Here is a 23,777-nt window from a genome sequence, read left to right on the forward strand (position 1 = left end):
CTGCGCTGTGGTGCCCGCCCAGGCCGAACAACAGAGCGCCTGTGAACGATCGGAGCGTCGCCGCATCTCGATGACAAGCGGTAGTCCGTTTGGAATCTGGAAGACCATATTTACCGACCCTGGCTCGTCGCCGGTGCAACTTGCCGGTCCGGTCGGGCTGGTACTGCAGGCGGCCTGATGACGATCCTACTGCAGCCAGCCATTGGCGCCGGCAAGGGGCACGGCCGACTGCCACGATGAGCTTGAAATGACGAAGCTGGGGAGCGCGGCATCGGTCAGACTGCCTGCCACGATGCTCCCGGCGTGCGCACTCACCCGTGCAGTGGCGACAAGCGATCCACGAATGGCAGCGCCGGGCACAATGAGAATCACAACGTCACGAAAAAGTGCCGAGGCCAGCGATGCCAGCTTGAGCATCGCCCGCCTCCCTTCGGTCCAGTCGGACCGGAGAGAGTGCTCGGTAACGTCTTCCGCTTCGACCTGCTTCCACGAAGAGGGTCAATTCCTCGTGTCGTCAGGGGGTCAGTTTGTCGTGTTGCCTGACAGACAAGGAATACAGCAAGCGATCCAGCCCGACCGTGGACGGAAAAAAGCCGAAATCCCTTATAAATTAAAAGATCTCGGCTTTCTTGGTACTGCCTTCGACTCAATGATGGTGGAGGCGGCGGGAATCGAACCCGCGTCCGCAAGCCCTACACAGACAGTTCTACATACTTAGCCTGGCCATTTGGTCTAACCCGTCACCCGCCGACCCGGCAGGCTGATGAAAGGCGATCCGCTAGGTTTTCGTGATGCACCACGCGGCGGAGTGCATCCTTACTTTAGCTGTTAATGGCGCTGCGACCGGTTGCCCGGCCCGACCCGCTAATCAGTCGGTGCAGCGTCCGGCCTTAAGCGGCCAGAGCGTAAGATTCGTCGTTGGCGACTATCTAATTTTCGGTTGGATTTACGAGGTGCTCCGACCCTCGGTATGCCCTGCGCTGCTTCGCGACCCACGTCGAGACCAGGTCGCCCCCTCAGCAGCTACATGGTACCACCCGAAGGTGATTACAAGAGGGTGAGCAGTTCGAGCGGGTGGTGGATGATGTGATCGGCGCCCCAGTCACGGTAGTGCGTGCCGGTGCCGAGGTAGCCGAAGGCTGCCGTAACGGTGCGCATGCCGGCGGCCCGGCCGGCTTCGATATCGCGCAGGTCATCTCCGACGTAGATGCAACGTGCCGGGGCGACCGCCATCTGTTCGGCCGCCAGCTTCAGGCCTGCAGGATCCGGCTTCGGTACCGGGACGCTGTCACCGCTGATGATGCTGGACGCGCGTTCGTGCAGACCGAGTTCGCGCATCAGTGGCAGCGTGAAGCGCGCTGCCTTGTTCGTGACGACGCCCCAGGGCAGGCTGGCGAGTTCGAGCCGGGTCAGCACTTCACCCATGCCTTCGAACAAGCGGGTTTGCACGCACAGGGCGGTTTCGTAGATCGCCAGGAAGCGACTGGCGAGCGCGGTATAGCGCTCGTCGTCGGGGGTGATCCCGAAACCGGCGCCAATCAGGCCGCGTGCGCCGGCCGAAGTGTGTGGCCGCAGCACGTCTGCCGGCAGTTCGGGCAGGCCCGACTCGGTGCGCAGTCGGTTCAGCGCATCGCCGAGGTCCGGAGCCGTATCGGCGAGCGTACCGTCAAGGTCGAACAGCACGCCACGTGTGTGCAATTCATTCATCGCGCAGGCATCGCATCAGGTAGTTGACCGTTGTGTCGCGGCCGAGCGAATAGACCTTGGTCAGTGGGTTGTAACTCATCCCCATCAATTCGGCTTCGCGCAGGCCTGCCGCTCGCGCGTCCTGTGCGAGTTCAGACGGTTTGATGAACTTTTCGTATTCGTGCGTGCCTCGCGGCAGCAAGCGCAATATGTATTCCGCGCCGACGATGGCAAACAGCCAGGACTTCGGATTACGGTTCAGCGTCGAGAAGAAAACCGTACCGCCCGGGCGCACCATTGTGGCGCATGCGCGTATCGTGCTCGCGGGATCGGGTACGTGTTCCAGCATTTCCATGCAGGTCACCACGTCGTACTGATCAGCGCTTTCGCGCGCGTGGTCTTCCGCTGACTGGAGTACATACCGCACCTTCCGGCCGCTTTCCAGCAGGTGCAGGCGCGCGACCGACAGTGCCTTTTCGCTGAGATCGATGCCGGTTACGTCGGCGCCGCGCGCCGCCATGCTTTCCGACAGGATACCGCCACCGCAACCGACGTCGAGTACGCGCTTGCCGGCGATGCCGATGCAGCCGTCTATCCAGTCGAGGCGCAGCGGGTTGATTTCATGCAGCGGGCGAAATTCGGATTCCGGGTCCCACCAGCGGTGCGCGAGTTCGGAAAACTTCTCCAGCTCGAGCGGATCAGCGTTCTGTTGAGTAGTCATGTGCGTATGGACAGGGCAGGACGTTCATCGGTTGCAGTCGATGGTATACGCAGCCTCGGGAAAAGTCGGACGAAAAAAAGCCCTGCACGAGTGCAGGGCTTTTCAGATCAAGGGACCCGCTTACTTCTGGGTGCCGATGATTTCGATATCCACGCGACGGTCAGGCTGGAGGCAATTCACCAGCTTCTTGTTGCGGAAGTTCTCTGCGCCCATCTTCATGCAGGCATCGCCCGTGACCGGCTGCGATTCGCCCTTGCCTTCCGTGTAGACACGGTTGGCTTCGACGCCCTTGCTGACGATGTATTCCTTGACCGCAGCTGCGCGCTTCTCGGACAGCGTCTGGTTGTACTTTTCCTTGCCGATGCGATCGGCGTGGCCGACAGCGATGATCACTTCGAGGTCGATCGAACCGAGCTTGCTGACCACGTCGTCAATCTTGTCCTTGCCTTCCTGGCGAAGCACGGCCTTGTCGAAATCGAACAGGGCGTCAGCCGACAGGGTGATCTTCTGTGCGGCGGGCTTGGGTGCCGGTGCCGGCGCCGGTGCGGGTTCTGCCTTCGGTGCGGGGGCGGCAGCAGCCGGAGCGGGCGGCTCACAAACGTCCTTCGGCAGCAGGTCCTTGTCGCATGCGCAGCCGACTGCAGGCACTGACGCTGCGTAGGCCGGGGTCCAGAAACCGGTTCTCCAGCACAGTCCGGTCGCGCTGCGAACGACAACGCCGCGGCTGTCGATCACATACGGGACGTGGGCCTGGATCTTCGGGTCGACCTTGATGTCTTCAGCCGCGGATGCGTTCGAAGCAAAGCCGGCGGAAGCAGCAAGCAGAGCGATGAGCAGCGGTTTTTGCGTCAGTTGTTTTAGCATGATCCCCTCGTATGAGACTTGAATCGGTTGTAAATCGGACCTTCCATGGATCCGCAAGATTCCGGAGCAAACGCCCGCAAAGTCTTTGCTGGAGCCACGATTACCAGCGAAATCCGCCAGGACGGCAGCGGCAAGCCGTTATTTGATTACCTTATTTTGCCACAGCCGCCCGCGCGCCTTCAATTCGTTGTTGTGCGGGTGCAACATGATGCCACGGCTGACAAGCGCTTGTCCTGCGACCCATACTTCGCTGACATGTTCCCGCCCTGCGGCATACACAATGTGCGACATCGGCGCGTAACAGGGACGTGTTTCGAACGCGTCGAACGCCACGGCGCAGAGATCTGCCGACTTGCCCGGGCGAATGGAGCCGATGAGGTGATCGAGACCGAGCGCGCGTGCGCCCCCCAGTGTTGCCATATGCAACAACTGAGCTGCCGGCAGCGCAGCGGCGTCGCCGGTCGTCAGCTTGGCAAGAAGCCCGGCCTGGCGCATTTCCTGGAACAGGTCGAGCCGATTGTTGCTGGCAGCCCCGTCGCTGCCCAGTCCGACATTGACGCCTGCCGCCATCAGCGCCGTTACTGGCGCTGCGCCGCTCGCTAGTTTCATGTTGGAACTGGGGCAGTGCGCCACGCTCGAGCCTTCGCGGCCCAGCAGCGCAATTTCGTCAGCATCCAGATGCACTGCATGCACTGCAATCAGTCCGGGACCGACCAGACCGATCCGGTGCAGACGTTCAAGCGGCCTTACTCCATATTGCGCAATGCTCTGCTCGATTTCGCTCTGCGTCTCGTGCACATGGGTGTGGATGGGCAGATCAAGTTGCTCGGCAAGTGTGCGGATGCGCTCGAACGTGGCGTCGGAAACCGTATACGGTGCATGTGGCGACAGCGTGAAGTGAAGCAGCGGATGGGATTTATGGCGATCCCTCACTGCGAGCCCCCGGCTGATGTACTGATCGGCGTCGCTGGCCCAGGCGCTGGGAAACTCGATCACCACAATGCCCAGCACCGCGCGCATGCCCAGATCGATCGCGGCTTCGGCAGCGGCATCCGGAAAGAAGTACATGTCGTTGAAGCAGGTGATGCCGCCGCGCAGCATTTCAGCGCAGGCCAGCGCGGTGCCGTCGCGGACGAAATCATGGCTCACATGTTCCTGCTCGGCCGGCCAGATGTGCTCGCTCAGCCAGCGCATCAGCGGCAGGTCGTCCGCGTAGCCTCGCAGCAGATTCATCGCGGCGTGGCTGTGCGCATTGACCAGACCCGGAATCAGCACATGCTCGTCCAGCAACCGGAGTTCAACCGGCGCGTAGCGCTGGCGCGCTTCTTCCGCTGGCAGCAGGTCAACGATGCGGCCGTTGCTGACTGCAACGGCGTGATGTTCCAGTACCACCCCGGCCGGTTCGACCGGGATGATCCAGCGGGCTTCGATCAACAGGTCGATGGCAACGGGCGCTTGCGCTGTCTGCATGGATGTCGGGCGGTGGCGAGGTCAGTGCGATTCGGCGAAGTCTAGTCTGTCCGGGTGAGGTGCGGCGGCCCCGGGGCGAGTGCAAGCGCATGTTAAACTTGCGGTTTGGCTGCACAAACCGCCCGCACAGACAGCAAGCCGTCTGACTGGTTTCATACAACGACAGCCGCCGTCCGCCTCCCGCCCTCAGATGACCATTTCTTTTGCCAAGGAAACGCTGCCCATTTCGCTCGAAGACGAAATGCGGCATTCCTACCTCGATTACGCGATGAGCGTGATCGTCGGCCGCGCGCTGCCCGATGTGCGCGACGGCCTCAAGCCGGTGCATCGCCGGGTGCTGTTCGCGATGCACGAAGCGAACATCCAGTGGAACCGGCCCTATGTGAAGTGCGCGCGCGTCGTCGGCGACGTGATGGGTAAATACCATCCGCACGGCGATTCGGCGATATACGACACCCTGGTGCGCATGGCGCAGGACTTCTCGTTGCGCTACACGCTGATCGACGGCCAGGGCAATTTCGGTTCGGTAGACGGCGACAACGCGGCGGCCATGCGCTACACCGAGTGCCGTCTGGACAAGATTGCCGCTGAACTGCTGGCCGACATCGACAAGGAAACCGTCGATTTCGGACCGAACTACGACGGCAAGGAGCAGGAGCCGCTGGTGCTGCCCAGCCGCATCCCCAACCTGCTGATCAACGGCAGTGCGGGCATCGCGGTCGGCATGGCGACCAACATTCCACCGCACAATCTTGGCGAAGTGCTCGACGCCTGCCAGTTGCTGCTGAAAGAGCCGGATACGACGATTGAACAACTGATCGATATCGTGCAGGCGCCCGATTTCCCGACCAGCGGCTTCATCTATGGTCTGACCGGCGTGCGCGAGGGCTACCTGACCGGCCGCGGCCGCGTCGTCATGCGTGCCCGCACGCACTTCGAGGACATCGATCGCGGCAGTCGGCAGGCCATCATCGTCGACGAACTGCCGTACCAGGTTAACAAGAAGACCCTGCTCGAGCGCATCGCCGAGCTCGTGAACGAAAAGCGGATCGAGGGCATTTCCGACATCCGCGACGAGTCCGACAAGTCCGGCATGCGCGTGGTGGTCGAACTCAAGCGCAACGAAGTGCCGGAAGTCATCCTGAACAACCTGTACAAGCTCACGCAGCTGCAGGACACCTTCGGCATGAACATGGTGGCGCTGGTCGATGGTCGGCCGCGCCTTCTGAACCTGCGCGAAATGCTGGACTGCTTCCTGTCGCACCGGCGCGAGGTGATCACCCGTCGCACCGTGTTCGAGCTGCGCAAGGCGCGCGAACGCGGCCACGTGCTGGAAGGTCTGGCGGTTGCCCTGTCGAACATCGACGAAATCATTGCGCTGATCAAGGCCTCGGCGTCGCGCGCCGAAGCGCAGGTCGGGCTGATGTCGCGCCCGTGGAAGTCGCCGCTGGTCGACGAAATGCTTGCCCGTGCCGGCGCCGACGCTTTCCGGCCGGATGGTCTTGACGCTGCATTCGGTTCGTTCGCCGACGGCTACCGCATGTCGGATGCGCAGGCAAAGGCCATTCTGGACATGCAATTGGCCCGCCTGACCGGCCTGGAGCAGGAAAAGATCATGTCCGAGTACAAGGAGGTGATCGCGCAGATCATCGACCTGCTCGACATCCTGGCCCGTCCGGAACGCATCAACTGGATCATTTCCGACGAGCTGCGCCAGATCCGCGACCAGTTCGCCGACGGCCGCCGCTCGGAAATCGTCACGCACACCCAGGATCTGGGCATCGAGGATCTGATCGCCCAGCAGGACATGGTCGTGACGCTGTCGCACGGCGGCTACTTCAAGCGCCAGCCGCTGGCCGACTACCGCTCGCAGCGCCGCGGCGGACGCGGCAAGCAGGCGGCGGCGGTGAAGGAAGACGACTTCGTCGACCAGCTGTTCATCGCCAACACGCACGACTACATCCTGTGCTTCTCCAGCCGCGGTCGCGTCTACTGGCTCAAGGTGTACGAAGCGCCGGAAGGCTCGCGCAACTCGCGCGGCAAGCCCATCGTGAACCTGTTCCCGCTGATGGAAGGCGAGAAGATCACGGCCGTGCTGCCGGTGAAGGAATTCGACGAGAACCACTACATCTTCATGGCCACCGGCCGCGGCACGGTCAAGAAGACGCCGTTGTCGGATTTCGGCAATCCTCGCAAGGCCGGCATCATCGCCGTTGATCTGGACGAAGGCGACGTACTGATCGGCGTCGCGATCACCGATGGAACCGACGACATCATGCTGTTCTCTGACGCCGGCAAGGCGGTGCGATTCGCCGAGGCTGACGTGCGTCCGATGGGCCGCACTGCGCGCGGCGTACGCGGCATGATGATCGAAGGCGGCCAGAGCGTGATCTGCATGCTGGTGTCCAAGAACGATGAACTGAGTGTGCTGACCGCAACCGAGAACGGTTATGGCAAGCGCACCCGGGTGACCGAGTATCCGAAGCATGGTCGCGGCACCAAGGGCGTCATGGCGATCGCGTCAAGCGAGCGCAATGGCGCGGTGGTCGGTGCCGTACTGGTCGATACCCGGGATGAAATCATGCTGATTTCGACCGGCGGCGTGCTGATCCGCACGCGGGTGGAAGACATCCGGGAAATGGGCCGTTCGACCCAGGGCGTGACGCTGATCAACCTCGATGGTGGCACCCGTCTCGCGGGCGTCGAAAAGGTGATCGAAAGCGACAGCGAAGCCGATATCGATTCCGACGGCGAGTCGGAGTCGGCCGGTGAAGCTGATGCCGGGGGCGAGGACGCGGAATAGTTCTGACATGGGCGAGCGCGCGTACAACTTCGGGGCTGGGCCGGCGATGATGCCGGACCCGGTGATCGAGCGGATTGCGCGCGAGTGGCAGGATTTTGATGGAGGCGGGTACTCGGCGCTCGAACTGGGGCACCGCAGTGAACCGTTCGCCGATATTCTCGCCCGCGCCAAAGCCGATCTGCGCGAACTGCTCGCGATCCCGGATTCTCACCACGTGCTGTTCCTGCACGGCGGTGCCACGCCGCATTTCGCAATGGTGCCGCTGAATCTGGCGCGCGAGGGGCAGAGCGCGGATTACATCCATACCGGTTACTGGTCTGACAAGGCGATGGCTGAAGCCGCATCTCTGGTCAATGTACGCATCGCCGCCAGCGCAGCCGCAAGCGAATTCGATCGCGTACCCGAGGCGGCGAACTGGCAACTGGATCCGCAGGCCGCGTACGTGCACATCTGCGCCAATGAAACGATAGGTGGCGTCGAATTTGCCGACTATCCGGATACCGGCAGCGTTCCGCTGGTGGCTGACATGTCGTCGAACATCCTGTCGCGGCCGCTGGATGTGTCGCGCTTCGGCCTGATCTACGCCGGGGCACAGAAGAACATCGGCCCGGCCGGACTGGCGATCGTGATCGTCCGCGACGACCTGCTGCATCGCGCACGCGCTGCGGTGCCGTCGGTGATGAACTATGCGCGCCACGTCGAGTGGGATTCGATGTACAACACTCCCGCGGCGTTCATGATCTGGGTTGCCGGGCTGGTGTTCGAGCATGTGAGGAAGGCAGGTGGCGTTGCGGCGATGCAGCGGGAGAGCGCTGCCAAGTCGACGCTGATCTACAACGTGCTCGACGGCTCGAAGCTGTACACGAACCGCATCCAGAAGGGTTCCCGTTCGCGCATGAACATTCCTTTCTTCCTTCGCGAGCCGCGGCTGGAAACACGCTTTCTTGATGGCGCGCGCCGGCGCGGGCTGATCAACCTCAAGGGGCATCGCGCAGTGGGCGGTGTGCGCGCCTCGCTTTACAACGCGATGCCGCTCGACGGTGCGCGGGCACTGGCCGACTACATGACTGAATTCGAACGCAGGTACGGTTGAACGATGGCATCCGATCCGACTCCCCCGAACTCCACCTCCGAGCTGGAAGAATTGCTGAAGTTGCGCGACGCGATCGACGACATCGATCAGCGCGTGCTCCAGCTCATTTCCGAACGGGCGCGCGTCGCGCACCGCATCGGCGAAATCAAGCAGGGCAACATCTATCGCCCGGAGCGCGAAGCGCAGGTGCTGCGCCGGCTTGAGGAGAACAATCCAGGCCCGCTGCCCGGTCACGCGGTCAAGACGGTGTTCCGCGAAATCATGTCGCACTGTCTTGCGCTGGAACAGCCGCTGACGGTCGCCTTCCTCGGTCCGGCGGGTACCTTTTCCGAAAGTGCGGCACGTCGGCATTTCGGTTCGGCGCCGGCACTGCTGCCACTGGCCACAATAGATGAGGTGTTCCGTGCCGTGGAAGCCGGCAACGCGGCGTACGGCATCGTGCCGGTCGAGAATTCGACCGAGGGCGCGGTCGGACGAACGCTGGACATGCTGCTCAGCACGACGCAGATGGTGTGCGGCGAGGTCATGCTGCGCGTCGAACAGAATCTGATGAGTCGCGATACGCCACTGAATCAGGTGCGTTGCGTTTACTCCCATTCGCAATCGCTTGCGCAGTGTCACGAATGGCTCAACCGCAACCTGCCGGGCGTACCGACGGTGGCGGTGGCCAGCAACGCCGAGGCGGCGCGTCGTGCATCCGAGGAAGAGCGCGCTGCGGCGATTGCCGGTGAGGCGGCGGCGCGTGCCTACGATCTGCACATCCTTGCCGCCAACATCGAGGATGATCCGGCGAACACCACCCGTTTTCTGGTGCTCGGCGAGCATGACGCCGGTCCTTCGGGCCGCGACAAGACCTCGATGATCTTCACGGTCCAGAATCGTTCCGGCTCAGTGGTGCGTCTGCTGCAGCCACTGGCCGACGAGGGGGTCAGCATGACGAAGTTGCAGTCGCGACCGGTACGTGGCTTCGGCAGTGGCGGCTGGCAGTATGTTTTCTATGTCGATATCGAAGGTCATCTGAGTGAGCCGGCCGTCAGCAAGGCAATCGCCCGCATCCGCGGCGAAGCAGGTTCGCTCAAGGTGCTCGGTTCCTATCCGGTTTCGGTGAGCAATTCATGAGTGTGTTCGACCGTGCTGCGGCGCATATCCGTTCCATTTCCCCGTATCAGCCGGGCAAGCCGATTTCCGAGCTGGCCCGCGAAATGGGGCTGGAAGAGTCCTCCATCGTCAAGCTGGCGTCCAACGAGAACCCGCTGGGCATGAGTCCGCATGCGCGTGCGGCCGCGCTGGCAGCGATCGACGAGGTGCCGCGCTACCCCGATGGCAACGGCTTTGAACTGAAGCAGGCGCTGATGCGCCATCACGACATCGGGATGGATCAGATCGTGCTCGGCAATGGTTCGAACGACGTGCTCGAAATGGTGGCGCGCGCGCTTCTGGGTCCGGGGTGCAGTGCGGTGTATTCGAAGCACGCCTTCGCGGTCTATCCGCTGGCGACGCTCGCTGCGGGGGCTTTCGGCATCGAGGTGCCTGCACGCAATTTCGGCTGCGATCCCGACGCAATGCGTGACGCCATCCGCGACGACACGCGTGTCGTGTTCATCGCCAATCCGAACAATCCGACCGGCACATTCGTCGAAGCTGCGGCACTCGAGCGTTTTGTTGCTTCGGTGCCGGCGGATGTGCTGGTCGTTCTCGATGAGGCATACAGCGAATATCTGCCGGCACACCTTGCCTACGACAGCGCACGCTGGCTGGCGCGCTACCCCAACCTGCTGGTGTCGCGCACCTTTTCGAAGGCGTACGGACTGGGTGGCCTGCGCGTCGGTTACGGCATCGGTCAGCCGCCGGTGATCGATCTGCTCAATCGAGTGCGGCAGCCGTTCAATGTGTCGAACGTAGGTCTTGCCGCAGCAGCGGCTGCGCTGGCCGATCAGGACTTCGTCCGTGCATCGGCTGCCGCCAATGCAGCGGGGCTGCGCCAGCTGGAAGCGTTCTTCGACGCGCAGGACATCGAGTACATCCGCTCCTGTGCCAATTTCATCGCCTTCCGTGCGGGTGATGCGGCGCGCATCAACCGCCGATTGCTCGAGCAGGGCGTCATCGTGCGTCCTGTCGCCGGCTACGCAATGCCGGAGTGGCTGCGCGTGTCGATCGGCCTCGAGTCGGAGAACGCGCGCTTCATCGATGCCCTGACAAGGGCGCGGACGTGACCGGCGTCATGACGAAGCCGCTGGTCGGACGTCTGCTGGTCTGCGGCGTCGGTCTGATCGGTGGCTCATTTGCTGCGGCGTTGAAGCAGGCGAAACAGGTTGGTGAGGTCGTCGGCATCGGCCGCACTGCCGAAAGCATGCAGGAAGCGCTGTCGCTAGGCCTCGTCGACCGCGTCGAGACAGACTGGCGAACTGCCCTGCCAGGCGTTGATCTGGTGTTGCTTGCGATGCCGGTGGGCCAGATGGATGTCGTGATGTCGCACCTGATGCCGCATCTGTCACTCGATACCGTGGTCACGGACGCCGGCAGTACCAAGGCCGATGTCGTAGCTGTCGCTCGAGCCAAATTCGGCTCCCGCATCGGTCAGTTCGTGCCCGGGCATCCGATCGCCGGTGCCGAAAAGAGCGGCCCGCAGGCGGCGCGCGCCGAGTTGTACGACAAGCGCCGGGTCGTGCTGACGCCGCTGGTCGAGAACGATGATGCCGCGATCGATCTGGTCCGCAAGGCCTGGCAGGTGTGCGGTGCCCAGGTGTCGACCACTTCGCCCGAACACCATGACCGATGGCTGGCGTCGGTCAGTCACCTGCCACATCTGCTGTCGTTCGCATTGGTATCCGAACTGGCTGCGCGGTCGAACGCCGACGAGATATTCAGCCTTGCCGGCGGCGGCTTTCGCGATTTCACCCGCATCGCAGCGAGCCACCCCGAAATGTGGCGCGACATCTTCTTTGCCAATCGCGACGCCTTGCTTTCCGAATTGACCGCCTATGAAGAAGAACTCGCGCGCTATCGCACGCTGATCGAGCAAGGCGACGCGGCGGGCATCGAAAAGCTGCTCGGCATCGCCCGAGAAGCGCGCGTCGCCTGGGCGCAGCGCCAGAGCTGATCCGACAGCCGGGCCCATCCTCATTAAACGGTGCCGGCGGAGCTTCCCGCAATCATGAAAACAGAATTTCTCGATCTTCCTGCTGCCTCGACTGCCCGCGGTACGTTGCGGTTGCCGGGCTCGAAAAGCATTTCGAATCGCGTGCTGCTGCTCGCTGCGCTCGCGCGCGGCGACACGCTGCTGCACGACCTGCTGTCCTCCGACGACGTAGACCGCATGCTCGATGCCCTGCGCAGTCTCGCCGTGGAATGGCAGCATGCGGGCGGCAACGACTATCGCGTTCGCGGTACCGGCGGGCAGTTCGCGGTACGCGAAGCGGACTTGTTCCTCGGCAACGCCGGCACGGCCTTTCGTCCGCTGACCGCGGTGCTGGCGCTCATGGGGGGCGAGTACCGCCTGCACGGTGTACCGCGCATGCATGAAAGACCCATCGGCGATCTGGTGGACGCACTGCACCAGGTCGGCGCGCAGATCGATTACGAGGGCCGGACCGGATTTCCGCCACTGCGCATCCACCCGGCGCGGTTGCGGCAGGTGGAAGCCGTCAGCGTACGCGGTGACGTGTCGAGCCAGTTCCTGACCGGGCTGTTGATGGCGCTGCCGCTGACGAGGCGCGCCGTGCGCATCGACATCGATGGTGAGCTGATCTCCAAGCCCTATGTCGACATCACGCTTGCCCTGATGCGCCAGTTCGGCGTCGACGCCCGTCGCGATGGCTGGTCGTCGATCAGCCTGCCGGCTGCGGCGGAGTATTTGTCACCCGGCGAATGCTTCGTTGAGGGCGATGCATCTTCGGCGTCCTACTTCCTCGCGGCCGGCGCGATCGGCGGCGGCCCGGTACGGGTCGAAGGCGTGGGCCGCGATTCGGTTCAGGGCGATGTCGCTTTCGCCCAGGCGCTCGAACAGCTGGGCGCGGTCATTCGCATGGGGCCGAACTGGATGGAGGCATCCGCTCCGGCAAGCGGGCGACTGCGTGCTTTCGATCTCGACCTGAACCACATTCCGGACGCGGCGATGACGCTGGCGATCTGCGCGCTGTTTGCCGACGGTCCGAGCCGGCTGCGCAACATCGCCAGCTGGCGGGTCAAGGAAACCGACCGCATCGCTGCGATGGCGATCGAACTGCGCAAGGTCGGTGCCACGGTGGAAGAGGGCGCCGACTATCTGACGATCACCCCGCCCAAGGCCTTCATCGCCGGTGCATCGATCGATACCTATGACGATCACCGCATGGCCATGTGCTTCTCTCTGGCAACGCTGGGTGGCGTTCCGCTGCGCATCATGGATCCGGGCTGCGTCGCGAAGACCTTCCCCGACTACTTCACTCGCTGGGCCGAGGTGGCGCGATGAGCAGCGACGTCCGGGCGCCAGTCATCGCGATAGACGGACCATCCGCATCCGGCAAGGGTACGGTCGCAGCCCGCGTCGCGGCGGCGCTGGGCTTTCATCTGCTCGACAGCGGCGCCCTTTACCGGCTGACTGCTGTCGCTGCACTGCGCCGTGGCGCGTCACTGGACGATGGAAAGCAACTTGAAGCCATTGCCCGCGCACTGGATGTGCGCTTCGCCGACGATTCGACCTGGCTTGCCGGCGAGGAAGTGTCGGACGCGATGCGCAGCGAGGACGCATCGGTCGGGGCGTCGAAGGTTGCCGTGCATCAGGGCGTGCGGCAGGCCCTGCTTGCGCGGCAACGCGCCTTCCGCCAGCTGCCCGGACTGGTGGCCGACGGTCGTGACATGGCCTCCGTGGTGTTCCCTGACGCTGCACTCAAGGTGTTCCTCACCGCCAGCGTCGAGGTCAGAGCGCAGAGGCGCTATAAGCAGTTGATCGAAAAAGGTGTTTCTGCTAACCTCGAAAGTCTTTCTCAGGATTTGCGTGAACGCGACGAACGGGACAGCAAACGAGCCAACGCGCCGCTGGTGCGCGTGGCCGATGCGATTCCGCTAGATACGAGTTCGATGTCCGCAGACGCCGCCGTCAGGATGGTTCTTGACGCGTGGGAGCAAGTGAAAGCAGGGCAGCCGGTGCGTCGCTGATACCTGATGCGCTGTTGTCCCGGAAGTGCAGCCTCCGAATGTTCGCAGGTTGTTGTGTTAACCCCTAACCCGTTGCCGCGAAAGCGGCTTTTTGCCAATGTCCCAAGTTGCCCAGTCGTCCGAATCCATGGATTCCATGGAAAGTTTTGCCGCGTTGTTCGAGGAAAGCCTCCAGCGCCAGGAAATGCGCGCCGGTGAGGTCATTACCGCCGAAGTGATGCGCGTCGACAACAATTTCGTTGTCGTGAATGCCGGCCTGAAGTCGGAAAGCTACATCGCGATCGAAGAATTCCGCACCGATCGCGGCGAGCTCACGGTTGCGCCTGGCGATTACGTCAGCGTTGCGATCGAAATGCTCGAAGACGGTTACGGTGAAACCCGGCTGTCGCGCGACAAGGCGAAGCGCATCGCTGCGTGGAACGAACTCGAAAAGGCGCTCGGCGACGGCACCATCGTCAAGGGTCTGGTGTCGGGCAAGGTCAAGGGCGGTCTGACCGTCATGACCAACGGCATCCGCGCCTTCCTGCCGGGCTCGCTGGTCGATCTGCGTCCGGTCAAGGACACCGCGCCGTACGAGAACAAGGAATTCGAATTCAAGGTCATCAAGCTCGACCGCAAGCGCAACAACGTGGTCGTCTCGCGTCGCGCAGTGCTCGAACTGACCGCAGGCGAAGAGCGCGAGAAGCTGCTCGAGAATCTGAAGGAAGGCACGATCGTCAAGGGTATCGTCAAGAACATCACCGATTACGGCGCATTCGTTGACCTTGGTGGCATCGACGGCCTGCTGCACATCACCGATCTGGCCTGGCGTCGCGTGCGTCATCCGTCGGAAGTGCTGGCGGTCGGTGACGAAGTCGAAGCGAAGGTGCTCAAGTTCGACGCGGAGAAGAACCGCGTGTCGCTGGGCCTCAAGCAGCTGGGCGAAGACCCGTGGGTGGGCATTTCGCGCCGCTACCCGCAGGGCACCCGCCTGTTCGGCAAGGTGACCAACCTGACCGACTACGGCGCATTCGTCGAAATCGAACAGGGCATCGAAGGCCTGGTTCACGTGTCCGAAATGGACTGGACCAACAAGAACATCCACCCGACCAAGGTTGTCCAGCTGGGCGACGAAGTCGAAGTGATGATTCTCGAAATCGACGAAGATCGTCGCCGCATTTCGCTGGGCATGAAGCAGTGCCAGGCGAACCCGTGGGAAGATTTCTCGATGAACCACAAGAAGGGCGACAAGGTCCGTGGCCAGATCAAGTCGATCACAGACTTCGGCGTGTTCATCGGACTGACCGGCGCGATCGACGGTCTGGTTCATCTGTCCGACCTTTCGTGGTCGCTGACCGGCGAAGAAGCCGTCCGCAATTACAAGAAGGGTGACGAAGTCGAGGCCATCGTGCTGTCGATCGATGTCGAGCGCGAGCGTATTTCGCTCGGCGTCAAGCAGATGGATGGGGATCCCTTCACCAACTTCATCGCCACCCACGACAAGAACAGCGTTGTGCGCGGAAACGTGAAGTCGGTCGATGCCAAGGGCGCGGTGATCGCGCTTAACGACGACGTTGAAGGTTATCTGCGCGCCTCGGAAGCTTCGCGTGATCGCGTTGATGACCTGACCACCGTGCTGAACGTCGGCGACGAGATCGAAACGATGATCGTCAATCTCGACCGCAAGACCCGTTCGATCACGCTCTCTGTGCGTGCGAAGGATCAGGCGGACCAGAACGACGCGATCCAGAAGATTCAGTCTGAAGGGTCGTCGGCCAGCAGCGGCACCACCAATCTGGGTGCACTGCTCAAGGCGAAGCTGAAGAACCCCTCCTGATCGCGGCTTGCGATTGAGGCTTGGAGACAGCGCCGCCTGCGGGCGGCGTTGTCTTGTCATCATCCGGTTCCTTGCACCTGCTCAATCGATCTGTCATGACAAAATCCGAACTGATCACCCGGCTGGCTACCCGCTTCCCGCAATTGGTGGCGAAGGATGCCGACTACGCAGTCAAGATGATTCTTGATGAAATGACGGCCGCACTGGCGCGCGGCGACCGCATCGAAATTCGTGGTTTCGGCAGTTTTTCGCTGAATCACCGGCCGCCGCGCGTAGGTCGCAACCCGAAGTCCGGCGAAAAGGTTCTGGTGCCCGAGAAGCGCGTGCCGCATTTCAAGGCGGGCAAGGAACTGCGCGAACGGGTCGATCAGGCACTGGCTGCCGCAACGCCGGTATCCTGATTCAACCACCCATGGCCATACTCAACTGGCTGCTGCGCATCGTTGTCTTCCTGCTGCTGCTGGGCCTTGCTGCGCGCAACAGCGATCCGGTCACCGTGCGCTGGTTCTTCGGCCACGAGTGGCGCATCGAACTTTCGGTCTTGCTGCTCGCGTTGTTCGTGCTGGGCGTGCTGCTGGGTGCGTTTGCCGGCTGGACGCATGCGCGCAAGCAGTCGGGCCCGACGCCCACTTCGGCTGACTGAGTCGGCTACCCACTGAACATGGACATCGAACTCTGGTGGTTGCTCGCGCTGCCGCTCTTCTTCGGGCTTGGCTGGCTGGCTGCGCGCATCGACATTCGCCACCTGGTCAGCGAGTCCAGAGCGCTGCCGCGTTCCTATTTTGCCGGTCTGAACTTTCTGCTTAACGAACAGCCGGATCGCGCCATCGAGTCCTTCATCGAGGCGACCCGCAGCGATCCGCAAACCACCGAACTGCAGTTCGCGCTTGGCAATCTGTTCCGTCGCCGCGGCGAGACGGACCGTGCCATCCAGATTCATCAGGCGTTGGTGAAGCGAGAGGACATCAAGCCGGAGTTGCGCCTGAATGCCCGGCTGGAACTGGGTCAGGACTATCTGAAGGCCGGTCTGCTCGATCGCGCCGAAGAAGTGTTCGTCGGACTTCGCAATACGCCGCTCGACATGGCGGCCCTGCACCACCTGCTGGACATCTACCAGCAGGAAAAGGAGTGGGCGAAGGCGATAGAGATTGCACGCGCCTTGCCGCCGGACGAATCACATCGCGCGCAGAAGGACATCGCCCAGTTCCTGTGCGAACTGGCGACCCATGCGCTCGCGCAGTCGCGTTACAACGATGCCCGGCCACTGCTCGAAGACGCGCTGGCCACGCACCGCAAGTGTGTCCGTGCGCTGGTACTGATGGGCGACCTGCACGCCGCCGAGCAGCAATGGGAACTGGCAATCGAACAGTGGCAGCGGGTCGAGCAGCAGAATCCCGTCTACCTCGCCCTGGTCGCCGGCCGTCTCGCCGACGCCTATCGCAAGCTCGGGCGCGAACGTCAGGGCATCACGTTGCTGAAGAGCTATCTGGAACGCCACACGTCGCTCGACTTGCTCGACGTGGTGTTCAAGGAAGAGCTCGATACGGAAGGGCCGGCCGGCGCGCTAGCGCTGGTGCGCGACGAGCTGCGCCGCAATCCGACGTTGCTCGGGCTCGACAAGCTGCTTGAAGCGCAGATGCAGACACTGCCGCCGGAATCGCGCACCGATTCCGACCTGATGAAGGGCATCATTCATGCGCACACGCGCCGTGTGGCGCGTTACCGTTGCGATACCTGCGGCTTCAAGGCGCGCCAGTTTCACTGGCGCTGTCCGGCCTGCGGCGGCTGGGAAACCTATCCGCCCAAACGTACCGAAGAATTCGACCTCACGCCCTGATCGATGAGCTTGCCGACATCCAGTTTGTCGTTGCCTGACACCTCGCGCGCACGCATCCTCGTCGCCGGCGACGTGATGCTCGACCGCTACTGGTTCGGCGACGTGCAGCGCATCTCGCCGGAGGCGCCGGTGCCGGTGGTAAAGATCGACCGGGTCGAGGAGCGGCCGGGTGGTGCGGCCAATGTCGCGCGCAACTGTGCCGCACTTGGCGCGCACGTCAGCCTGTTGTCGGTGGTGGGTGCCGACGACGCCGGCCGTACGCTGCGTACCCAGATGCAGGCGGCGGGCATCGACGCCAGCCTGCACGAGGACGCCGCGCTATCGACCACCATCAAGCTGCGCGTGATCGGCCGCCAGCAGCAACTGCTGCGCATCGATTTCGAGAACATGCCGACGCATGAAGTATTGCGCGCCAAGCTTGATGAGTTTGCTCGCCGGGTGAGCGACGCGGATCTGGTGATCCTGTCCGATTACGGCAAGGGCGCACTGTCGAACATCCGCGACATGATGGATATTGCCCGAGCCGCCGGCAAACGCGTACTGGTCGATCCCAAGGGCGACGACTATTCGCGCTACGTCGGCGCCACGCTGCTGAAGCCGAATCGCAACGAGTTGCGCGAGGTTGTCGGGCGCTGGGCGGATGACGACGATCTGGCGCGCCGTGCGCGCACGCTGCGCGACGAGCTGAATCTCGGCGCCCTGCTGCTGACTCGCTCGGACGCCGGCATGAGCCTGTACGACGCGGGTGGTGTCATTCACGAGCCCGCGCTCGCACGCGAGGTGTACGACGTGAGCGGCGCGGGCGACACGGTGATCGCCACGATGGCCGTGATGCTGGCGGCAGGCAGTTCGATGCCCGATGCGATGCGGCTGGCGAACCGCGCAGCGGGCATCGTCGTTGCGAAGCTCGGCACTGCGGTATGCTCGCTCGACGAACTGGCGGCCGATCTGCGTCACACCTGATCCGACGGTCGCGCGACGTCCGTTTTTCGTCTGCCTGTGGAGTGTTGCGCCATGCGTCGCCTGATCTGTTGTCTGCTGCTTTGCCTCGCCGCTCCCTGGGCGCTTGCCGCGCTCGATCTGAATACCGCCACCGAAGCTGAACTCGATGCATTGCCCGGCGTCGGCCCGAGCCGCGCCCAGGCCATCATCGAGCACCGCGCGAAGAACGGCCCGTTCGCCTCGGTGGATGACCTGCGCAATGTGAAGGGCATCGGCGACAAGACCTTGGCCGAACTCAGGCCGCTGCTCACCGTCGGACCCGTAGCCGGTGCATCGAGCTCTGGCGCGACCGCGAGCCCGCCCTCTGCCGTACCGGCCTCCGACGGCTTTCCCTGGTGGATTGTCGGGGTGATCGTGCTTGTCGCAGTGATCGGCGTCGTGGTGATGCGCCGCCGCGCCGCACCTTCAGCGGTACCGACGCCCGCTGCGGCACCGGCGGCACCGGTGCCAGCAGCACCGCCGGTGCGATCCACCGCATCGCCACCGCCGCGTCCGGCAGGTGGTGGTACCACGGGTATGCAGCCGGGTCAGCCTGTGCGACCGGCTGGCGCGCCGCCGCGACCCGCAGGCAGTCCTCCCGCCCAGCCGTCGGCAGATGCTGCGACTGCAGCGTCGGCTGCGCCGCCCAAGCCGGCAGGCGCTCCCCCCAAACCGGCCGGCTCGCGCTGAATCGACCCTACAGACTTCAAGGCAGATCCATGCTTTACAAGACACTCGAAGACTTCGTCGGCAACACACCGCTGGTTCGGCTGCAGCGCATTCCGGGCGCGGACAACGCGCGTCGCGGCAACGTCATCCTCGGCAAGCTGGAAGGCAACAATCCGGCCGGCTCGGTCAAGGACAGACCGGCGCTGTCGATGATCCGCCGCGCCGAAGAACGCGGCGACATCAAGCCGGGTGACACGCTGATCGAGGCGACCAGCGGCAACACCGGTATCGCGCTCGCCATGGTGGCGGCGATGCGCGGCTACAAGATGATTCTGGTCATGCCCGAGAATCAGAGTATCGAGCGCCGCCAGAGCATGGCCGCCTACGGTGCCGAACTGGTGCTGACGAGCAAGGCGGGCAGCATGGAACTGGCGCGCGATGTCGCCGAGAAGCTGCGCGATGAAGGTCGCGGCGTCATCCTCGACCAGTTCGCCAATCCGGATAATCCGCGCGCCCACATCGAAGGTACGGGCCCGGAGATCTGGCGCGATACCGAAGGTCGCGTCACCCATTTCGTCAGTTCGATGGGCACCACCGGCACCATCATGGGTACCTCGACCTTTCTGAAGTCGAAAAATCCGGACATCCAGATCGTCGGCTGCCAGCCCGAAGAAGGTTCGCAGATTCCAGGGATACGCAAGTGGCCGCAAGCCTATCTGCCGAAGATCTACGACGGCGCGCGCGTCGACCGGCTGGAGTATGTCGGTCAGGCTGCTGCCGAGGACATGACGCGCCGTCTGGCCGCGGAGGAGGGTATTTGCGCCGGCATCAGTTCCGGCGGTGCGCTGGTCGTCGCGTTGCGCATAGCGGCAGAAGTCGAGAATGCGACCATCGTCACCATCGTCTGCGACCGCGGTGACCGCTATCTGTCGACGGGTGTATTTCCCTCCTGAACGGCTGTTGCGGCCGCTGCGCCGCTGCGTTGCCGCGCTGATTCTGCTTGGTCTGCATTCCTCGCCGCAGGCGGCCATCGAACTGCGCTTCGAGTCACTGTCGGCACCTGCCGTCGAGCTGAACGATGTACGCATCGCTGCGGCCGGTCTGGGCGGTGGCCGCGCGCGCATCACCGCGGCGCGCGCGCTCGTGTCGGGGCGAGCGCTGCAGCATGTCAGGCTCGAATGCGGTGACTTCGCAGTGCTGCCCGAAGTGCGCTGCAGGGATGGACGGCTCAGTGCCGACGGTTACGGTCCGTGGTCAGTCGAGTTCAGTCTCGGCGGACCTCAGCGCGCACTGCGCGCCGACGTCCGCCTGAACGCCGACGTCACGGCAACGATCACAGGCGCGCTCGCCGGCGATGCGCCGCAACTGCGGCTGGTGTCGTCCGGCGTACCGATGACATACCTGCTCGGCAAGCTTCCAGCGTTGAAACCGTACGTGCCGGGCGGCCAGGTTGATGTGGACGCCACATTGACGCTGGCCGGAGCCGCACGGTCGCCTCGTGTGCGTGCGACGCTCACCGCGCGGGACGGACATTTCGGCTCGGCAGATGGTCTGCGTGCTGCGGATTCGCTGTCTGCAGTCATCGACATCGACGTGCAGCGCGACGGCCCGGACTGGCGTGGAAAGCTTGTCACCGACTGGCGCGGCGGCGAACTGCTGTGGGACAGCGTCTATCTGACCGGCGGCGGCAGCGTGCTGTCGGTGGATTTCAGGTTGTCGCAGTCTGCTCTGGATCTGACGTCGCTCGCGCTTGACCTTGCCGGTATCGGGCGTCTGACCGGCGACGCCACACTGGATCGCGCAAGTGCCTCACTGCGCGCGGCGCGCGTGCAGGGCGCCGAACTCGACCTTAAGGTGCTCAACGACCGCTTTGTCCAACCGCTGTTTGCTGCACGGGGCTGGCCGGCATTCGTCATGCAGGGGGATGCGGATGTTGCGGCCCGGCTTGATCCTGTCGGGTTGCACAGTGCGAAACTGATCGTACGCGGTGCGCACGTGAATGACATGGCCGGACGGTATTCGCTGCAGCAAATGGACGCCAACCTGCCCTGGCAGCGAGCCGGTGCGACACGCATGCGCATCACTGTGGGTGAAGGTCGCCTCGGCCGCGTGCCTGTCGGCCGCTTCGAACTCGACGTCGACGCGGCACCTGATAATGTGGCGGTTCAGCCGGTGCGCATTCCGCTGCTCGATGCGGGCCTGCAGCTGAATATGCTGCGCTTCGAGCGCGCGGACGGCCGGTGGACCGGTGACCTGTCGGCCGACCTTGAGCCGCTATCGATGCCGGAACTGACGCAGGCACTAGGCTGGCCGCGCATGGCGGGAAGTGTCGGCGCCAGCGTGCCGCATGTACGCTGGCGCGATGGCGTGCTGTCACTGGACGGCCAACTGCTGATCCAGGTGTTCGGCGGCTACATGGCCGCGAGCGGTCTGCAGGTTATCGAGCCGTTCGGCACGACGCCGCGTGTTCTTTCCGACCTGCAGATGCGTTATATCGATCTGGAAGCGCTGACCGAAACCTTCAAGTTCGGCCGTATCACCGGTCGGCTCGACGGCGACGTCAGCGGACTGGAACTGTCGCGCTGGGTGCCACTGGCGTTTGACGCGCGGGTGCGCTCGAGCGAGGGTGACTATCCGAGGACGATCAGCCAGCGCGCTGTCGACAGCATCACTGCGCTGGGCGGACCAGGCGCGACTGCGGCGATCCAGCGGACTTTTCTCGGCGTGTTCGAGCGCTTCGGATATCGGCGCATCGGTGTGTCGTGCCGCCTGCGCAATGGTGTGTGCGAGATGGATGGGCTGAGCGACCGGAACGGAGGATTCGTGCTGATCGAAGGCGGCGGAGTGCCGGCGCTCAGCGTGGTTGGCTACAATCGGCGTGTCGACTGGCAGGTGTTGCTGGAACGGCTGGCGCGCGTGACCGAAACGAAACCGGTGATTCAATGAGGTGGTCATGAACAGGTCGCATAAATGCAAGGCGCTCACACGCCGGTCACTCACGCACAGATCGATGGTCCTCGCGCTGGCTGCATCTGCTCTGCTTGCAGGCTGCGTCACCATCAACATCTACTTTCCCGCCGCGGCGGCGGAAAAGGCGGCCGATCGAATAATCGACGAAGTCTGGCAACTGAAGAACGGCAGCCAGACGCCGGCGATACCGGAAGGGAAACAACCATGAAGACAGTGCACCGCATCGTTCTGCTTTGCCTTTTGTACGCGGGCGCCGTCTGGGCGCAGGGCAATCTGGAAATCAATACGCCGGCGATCAGCCAGTTGCGTGACGCAATGCAGGCACGTCACGCGCAGCTTGCGCCGCACTACGCATCCGGCGCATTGGGTCTCACCGCCGATGGCCGGATCGCGCTGCGCGATGCCAATGCGGTGCCGCTGGCACAGCGCCAGGCGGTACAGGGTCTGGTGGCACAGGAAAATGGCGACCGCGATGCGTTGTACCGCGAAATCGCGCGCGCCAACGGGCATCCCGAGTGGGAGGCGGATATCCGCTCCACCTTCGCGCAGCGCTGGATCGGGCGCGCCCAGAGTGGCTGGTATGTTCAGTCCGGCGGGCAGTGGTCGCGCAAGTAATTTCAATCCTCACGGGACAGACATGGCCGCCGTACTCGTATTCGACATCGAAAGCATTCCGGACATCGCCGGCATCCGCCGGCTGCATCAGCTGCCGGACGAACTGTCCGACACGGAAGTGGCGGAGTTCGCCTTTCAGCAGCGCCGGGCCAGCGTCGGCCACGATTTCCTGCCGCTGCACCTGCAGCGCGTCGTCGTCATATCGTGCGCGCTGCGCGATGCGCGGTCGCTCAAGGTGTGGTCGCTGGCCGAGCCGGAAAACGGCGAAGGGCAGATCATCCAGCGCTTCTACGAAGGCATCGAGCGGCTGACGCCGCAGATCGTGTCGTGGAACGGCGCCGGCTTCGATCTGCCGGTGCTGCACTATCGTGGCCTGATCCACGGCGTCACCGCGCCGCGCTACTGGGAAATGGGCGAGGGCGATGGCCCGGACGCCCGTGAATTCAAGTGGAACAACTACATCAGTCGCTACCACTCGCGTCATCTGGACCTGATGGATCTTCTGGCGCTGTATCAGGGCCGCGGCAATGCGCCGCTGGACGAACTGGCCAAGCTGATCGGTTTTCCGGGCAAGCTCGGCATGGACGGCTCGGCTGTGTGGGGTGCCTGGCAGCGCGGCGAGATTGCGCAGATCCGTGATTACTGTGAAACCGATGTGCTCAACACCTTCCTCGTATTCCAGCGCTTCCAGTTGATGCGCGGCGTGCTGGACCGCGCGCAGTACGATGCCGAAATCGACTTCGTGCGCGAATGGCTGGCCGCTCAGCCGGGCGCGCACTGGAAGGAGTATCTGGCCGCCTGGCAGGCGCCGTGAATCGCCGCGCGAAAATTGTGTTGAGTCGCGCCGGATTCCGGCTATACTTGCGCGCTCTTTTAGGCGCGTAGCTCAGCTGGTTAGAGCACCACCTTGACATGGTGGGGGTCGTTGGTTCGAGTCCAATCGCGCCTACCAACATTAGCTGCAGGTTTCGAAAGGTTGCGTTATGACACCGCGAACGCGTTTCACTCCGGTATCCATCGCTGTCTGAGGCCTGCAGATCAAGACGCACGGAACGATGTCGTTCAAGCGTGTGCAAATGAAAAGTGCGGCTCAGGCCGCACTTTTTTTTCGTCCCG

At 63.4% G+C, this 23,777-nt stretch carries 23 protein-coding genes, 1 tRNA gene and 1 other RNA gene; 19 read left to right on the plus strand and 6 right to left on the minus strand.

Annotated features, from left to right (window positions below):
• Positions 1 to 186 precede the first annotated feature (186 nt).
• From BSY238_RS15240 to BSY238_RS15265, 6 genes are all read right to left on the minus strand, one after another.
• On the minus strand, positions 187 to 417 hold the full coding sequence (locus BSY238_RS15240) for a hypothetical protein (RefSeq protein ID WP_069039895.1): 231 nt from the start codon (positions 415 to 417) through the stop codon (positions 187 to 189).
• A gap of 236 nt (positions 418 to 653) precedes the next feature.
• Positions 654 to 1,016, minus strand: a transfer-messenger RNA (tmRNA) gene (gene ssrA, locus BSY238_RS15245).
• Positions 1,017 to 1,047: 31 nt separating this feature from the next.
• Positions 1,048 to 1,707, minus strand: coding sequence for an HAD family hydrolase (locus BSY238_RS15250; RefSeq protein ID WP_069039896.1), 660 nt, complete (start codon positions 1,705 to 1,707; stop codon positions 1,048 to 1,050).
• A complete protein-coding gene (gene ubiG / locus BSY238_RS15255; protein ID WP_069039897.1) occupies positions 1,700 to 2,407 on the minus strand; it encodes a bifunctional 2-polyprenyl-6-hydroxyphenol methylase/3-demethylubiquinol 3-O-methyltransferase UbiG in 708 nt (235 codons plus the stop codon). Before ubiG ends, BSY238_RS15250 begins: the two co-directional genes overlap by 8 nt.
• Positions 2,408 to 2,527: 120 nt before the next feature.
• Positions 2,528 to 3,271 (minus strand): OmpA family protein, encoded by a 744-nt coding sequence (locus BSY238_RS15260; RefSeq protein WP_069039898.1) that lies wholly within the window; start codon positions 3,269 to 3,271, stop codon positions 2,528 to 2,530.
• A 138-nt stretch (positions 3,272 to 3,409) separates the two neighbouring features.
• Positions 3,410 to 4,741 (minus strand): TRZ/ATZ family hydrolase, encoded by a 1,332-nt coding sequence (locus tag BSY238_RS15265; RefSeq protein WP_069039899.1) that lies wholly within the window; start codon positions 4,739 to 4,741, stop codon positions 3,410 to 3,412.
• Between the two features lie 190 nt (positions 4,742 to 4,931).
• On the opposite strand from BSY238_RS15265, the gene gyrA reads away from it, so the two are divergent.
• The 19 genes from gyrA (at position 4,932) to BSY238_RS15355 (ending at position 23,613) form a co-directional block, all read left to right on the plus strand.
• Positions 4,932 to 7,544: a DNA gyrase subunit A gene (gene gyrA / locus BSY238_RS15270; RefSeq protein WP_069039900.1), complete on the plus strand. Its 2,613-nt coding sequence runs from the start codon at positions 4,932 to 4,934 to the stop codon at positions 7,542 to 7,544.
• Between the two features lie 7 nt (positions 7,545 to 7,551).
• The gene (gene serC / locus BSY238_RS15275) at positions 7,552 to 8,637 is read left to right on the plus strand and encodes a 3-phosphoserine/phosphohydroxythreonine transaminase (protein ID WP_069039901.1); all 1,086 of its coding nucleotides are present in this window, start codon (positions 7,552 to 7,554) and stop codon (positions 8,635 to 8,637) included.
• 3 nt (positions 8,638 to 8,640) lie between these two features.
• Positions 8,641 to 9,756: a prephenate dehydratase gene (pheA, locus tag BSY238_RS15280; protein ID WP_069039902.1), complete on the plus strand. Its 1,116-nt coding sequence runs from the start codon at positions 8,641 to 8,643 to the stop codon at positions 9,754 to 9,756.
• Positions 9,753 to 10,850 (plus strand): histidinol-phosphate transaminase, encoded by a 1,098-nt coding sequence (gene hisC, locus BSY238_RS15285; RefSeq protein ID WP_069039903.1) that lies wholly within the window; start codon positions 9,753 to 9,755, stop codon positions 10,848 to 10,850. Before pheA ends, hisC begins: the two co-directional genes overlap by 4 nt.
• 8 nt (positions 10,851 to 10,858) lie before the next feature.
• Positions 10,859 to 11,737 (plus strand): prephenate dehydrogenase, encoded by an 879-nt coding sequence (locus BSY238_RS15290; protein WP_069040730.1) that lies wholly within the window; start codon positions 10,859 to 10,861, stop codon positions 11,735 to 11,737.
• 54 nt (positions 11,738 to 11,791) lie between these two features.
• Positions 11,792 to 13,087, plus strand: a complete 1,296-nt coding sequence (gene aroA / locus BSY238_RS15295) for a 3-phosphoshikimate 1-carboxyvinyltransferase (RefSeq protein ID WP_069039904.1) — start codon at positions 11,792 to 11,794, stop codon at positions 13,085 to 13,087.
• Positions 13,084 to 13,773: a (d)CMP kinase gene (gene cmk, locus BSY238_RS15300; RefSeq protein ID WP_069039905.1), complete on the plus strand. Its 690-nt coding sequence runs from the start codon at positions 13,084 to 13,086 to the stop codon at positions 13,771 to 13,773. The genes aroA and cmk overlap by 4 nt, the downstream gene beginning before the upstream one ends.
• A 136-nt stretch (positions 13,774 to 13,909) precedes the next feature.
• Positions 13,910 to 15,589, plus strand: a complete 1,680-nt coding sequence (gene rpsA, locus BSY238_RS15305) for a 30S ribosomal protein S1 (RefSeq protein WP_069039906.1) — start codon at positions 13,910 to 13,912, stop codon at positions 15,587 to 15,589.
• 95 nt (positions 15,590 to 15,684) lie between these two features.
• Complete coding sequence (locus BSY238_RS15310; RefSeq protein ID WP_069039907.1) at positions 15,685 to 15,990, plus strand: integration host factor subunit beta; 306 nt, start codon at positions 15,685 to 15,687, stop codon at positions 15,988 to 15,990.
• An 11-nt stretch (positions 15,991 to 16,001) separates the two neighbouring features.
• Entirely contained in the window at positions 16,002 to 16,232 is a 231-nt protein-coding gene (locus tag BSY238_RS15315; protein WP_069039908.1) for a LapA family protein, read from the plus strand.
• Between the two features lie 18 nt (positions 16,233 to 16,250).
• Positions 16,251 to 17,426 (plus strand): lipopolysaccharide assembly protein LapB, encoded by a 1,176-nt coding sequence (lapB, locus tag BSY238_RS15320; protein ID WP_069039909.1) that lies wholly within the window; start codon positions 16,251 to 16,253, stop codon positions 17,424 to 17,426.
• A 3-nt stretch (positions 17,427 to 17,429) separates the two neighbouring features.
• Positions 17,430 to 18,389, plus strand: a complete 960-nt coding sequence (rfaE1, locus tag BSY238_RS15325) for a D-glycero-beta-D-manno-heptose-7-phosphate kinase (RefSeq protein ID WP_069039910.1) — start codon at positions 17,430 to 17,432, stop codon at positions 18,387 to 18,389.
• A gap of 51 nt (positions 18,390 to 18,440) precedes the next feature.
• The gene (locus BSY238_RS15330; RefSeq protein ID WP_069039911.1) at positions 18,441 to 19,097 is read left to right on the plus strand and encodes a ComEA family DNA-binding protein; all 657 of its coding nucleotides are present in this window, start codon (positions 18,441 to 18,443) and stop codon (positions 19,095 to 19,097) included.
• 29 nt (positions 19,098 to 19,126) lie between these two features.
• A complete protein-coding gene (cysM, locus tag BSY238_RS15335) occupies positions 19,127 to 20,029 on the plus strand; it encodes a cysteine synthase CysM (RefSeq protein WP_069039912.1) in 903 nt (300 codons plus the stop codon).
• A gap of 7 nt (positions 20,030 to 20,036) precedes the next feature.
• Positions 20,037 to 22,022, plus strand: a complete 1,986-nt coding sequence (locus tag BSY238_RS15340; RefSeq protein WP_223300161.1) for a hypothetical protein — start codon at positions 20,037 to 20,039, stop codon at positions 22,020 to 22,022.
• Between the two features lie 64 nt (positions 22,023 to 22,086).
• On the plus strand, positions 22,087 to 22,254 hold the full coding sequence (locus BSY238_RS18570) for a hypothetical protein (protein ID WP_190295031.1): 168 nt from the start codon (positions 22,087 to 22,089) through the stop codon (positions 22,252 to 22,254).
• Complete coding sequence (locus BSY238_RS15345; protein ID WP_069039913.1) at positions 22,251 to 22,661, plus strand: YdbL family protein; 411 nt, start codon at positions 22,251 to 22,253, stop codon at positions 22,659 to 22,661. The genes BSY238_RS18570 and BSY238_RS15345 overlap by 4 nt, the downstream gene beginning before the upstream one ends.
• Before the next feature lie 22 nt (positions 22,662 to 22,683).
• Entirely contained in the window at positions 22,684 to 23,475 is a 792-nt protein-coding gene (locus BSY238_RS15350) for a 3'-5' exonuclease (RefSeq protein ID WP_069039914.1), read from the plus strand.
• A 61-nt stretch (positions 23,476 to 23,536) separates the two neighbouring features.
• A tRNA-Val gene (locus BSY238_RS15355) sits at positions 23,537 to 23,613 on the plus strand.
• Positions 23,614 to 23,777: the final 164 nt, after the last annotated feature.

Origin of the sequence: Methyloversatilis sp. RAC08, from assembly GCF_001713355.1 — a bacterium.
Lineage (GTDB): Bacteria > Pseudomonadota > Gammaproteobacteria > Burkholderiales > Rhodocyclaceae > Methyloversatilis.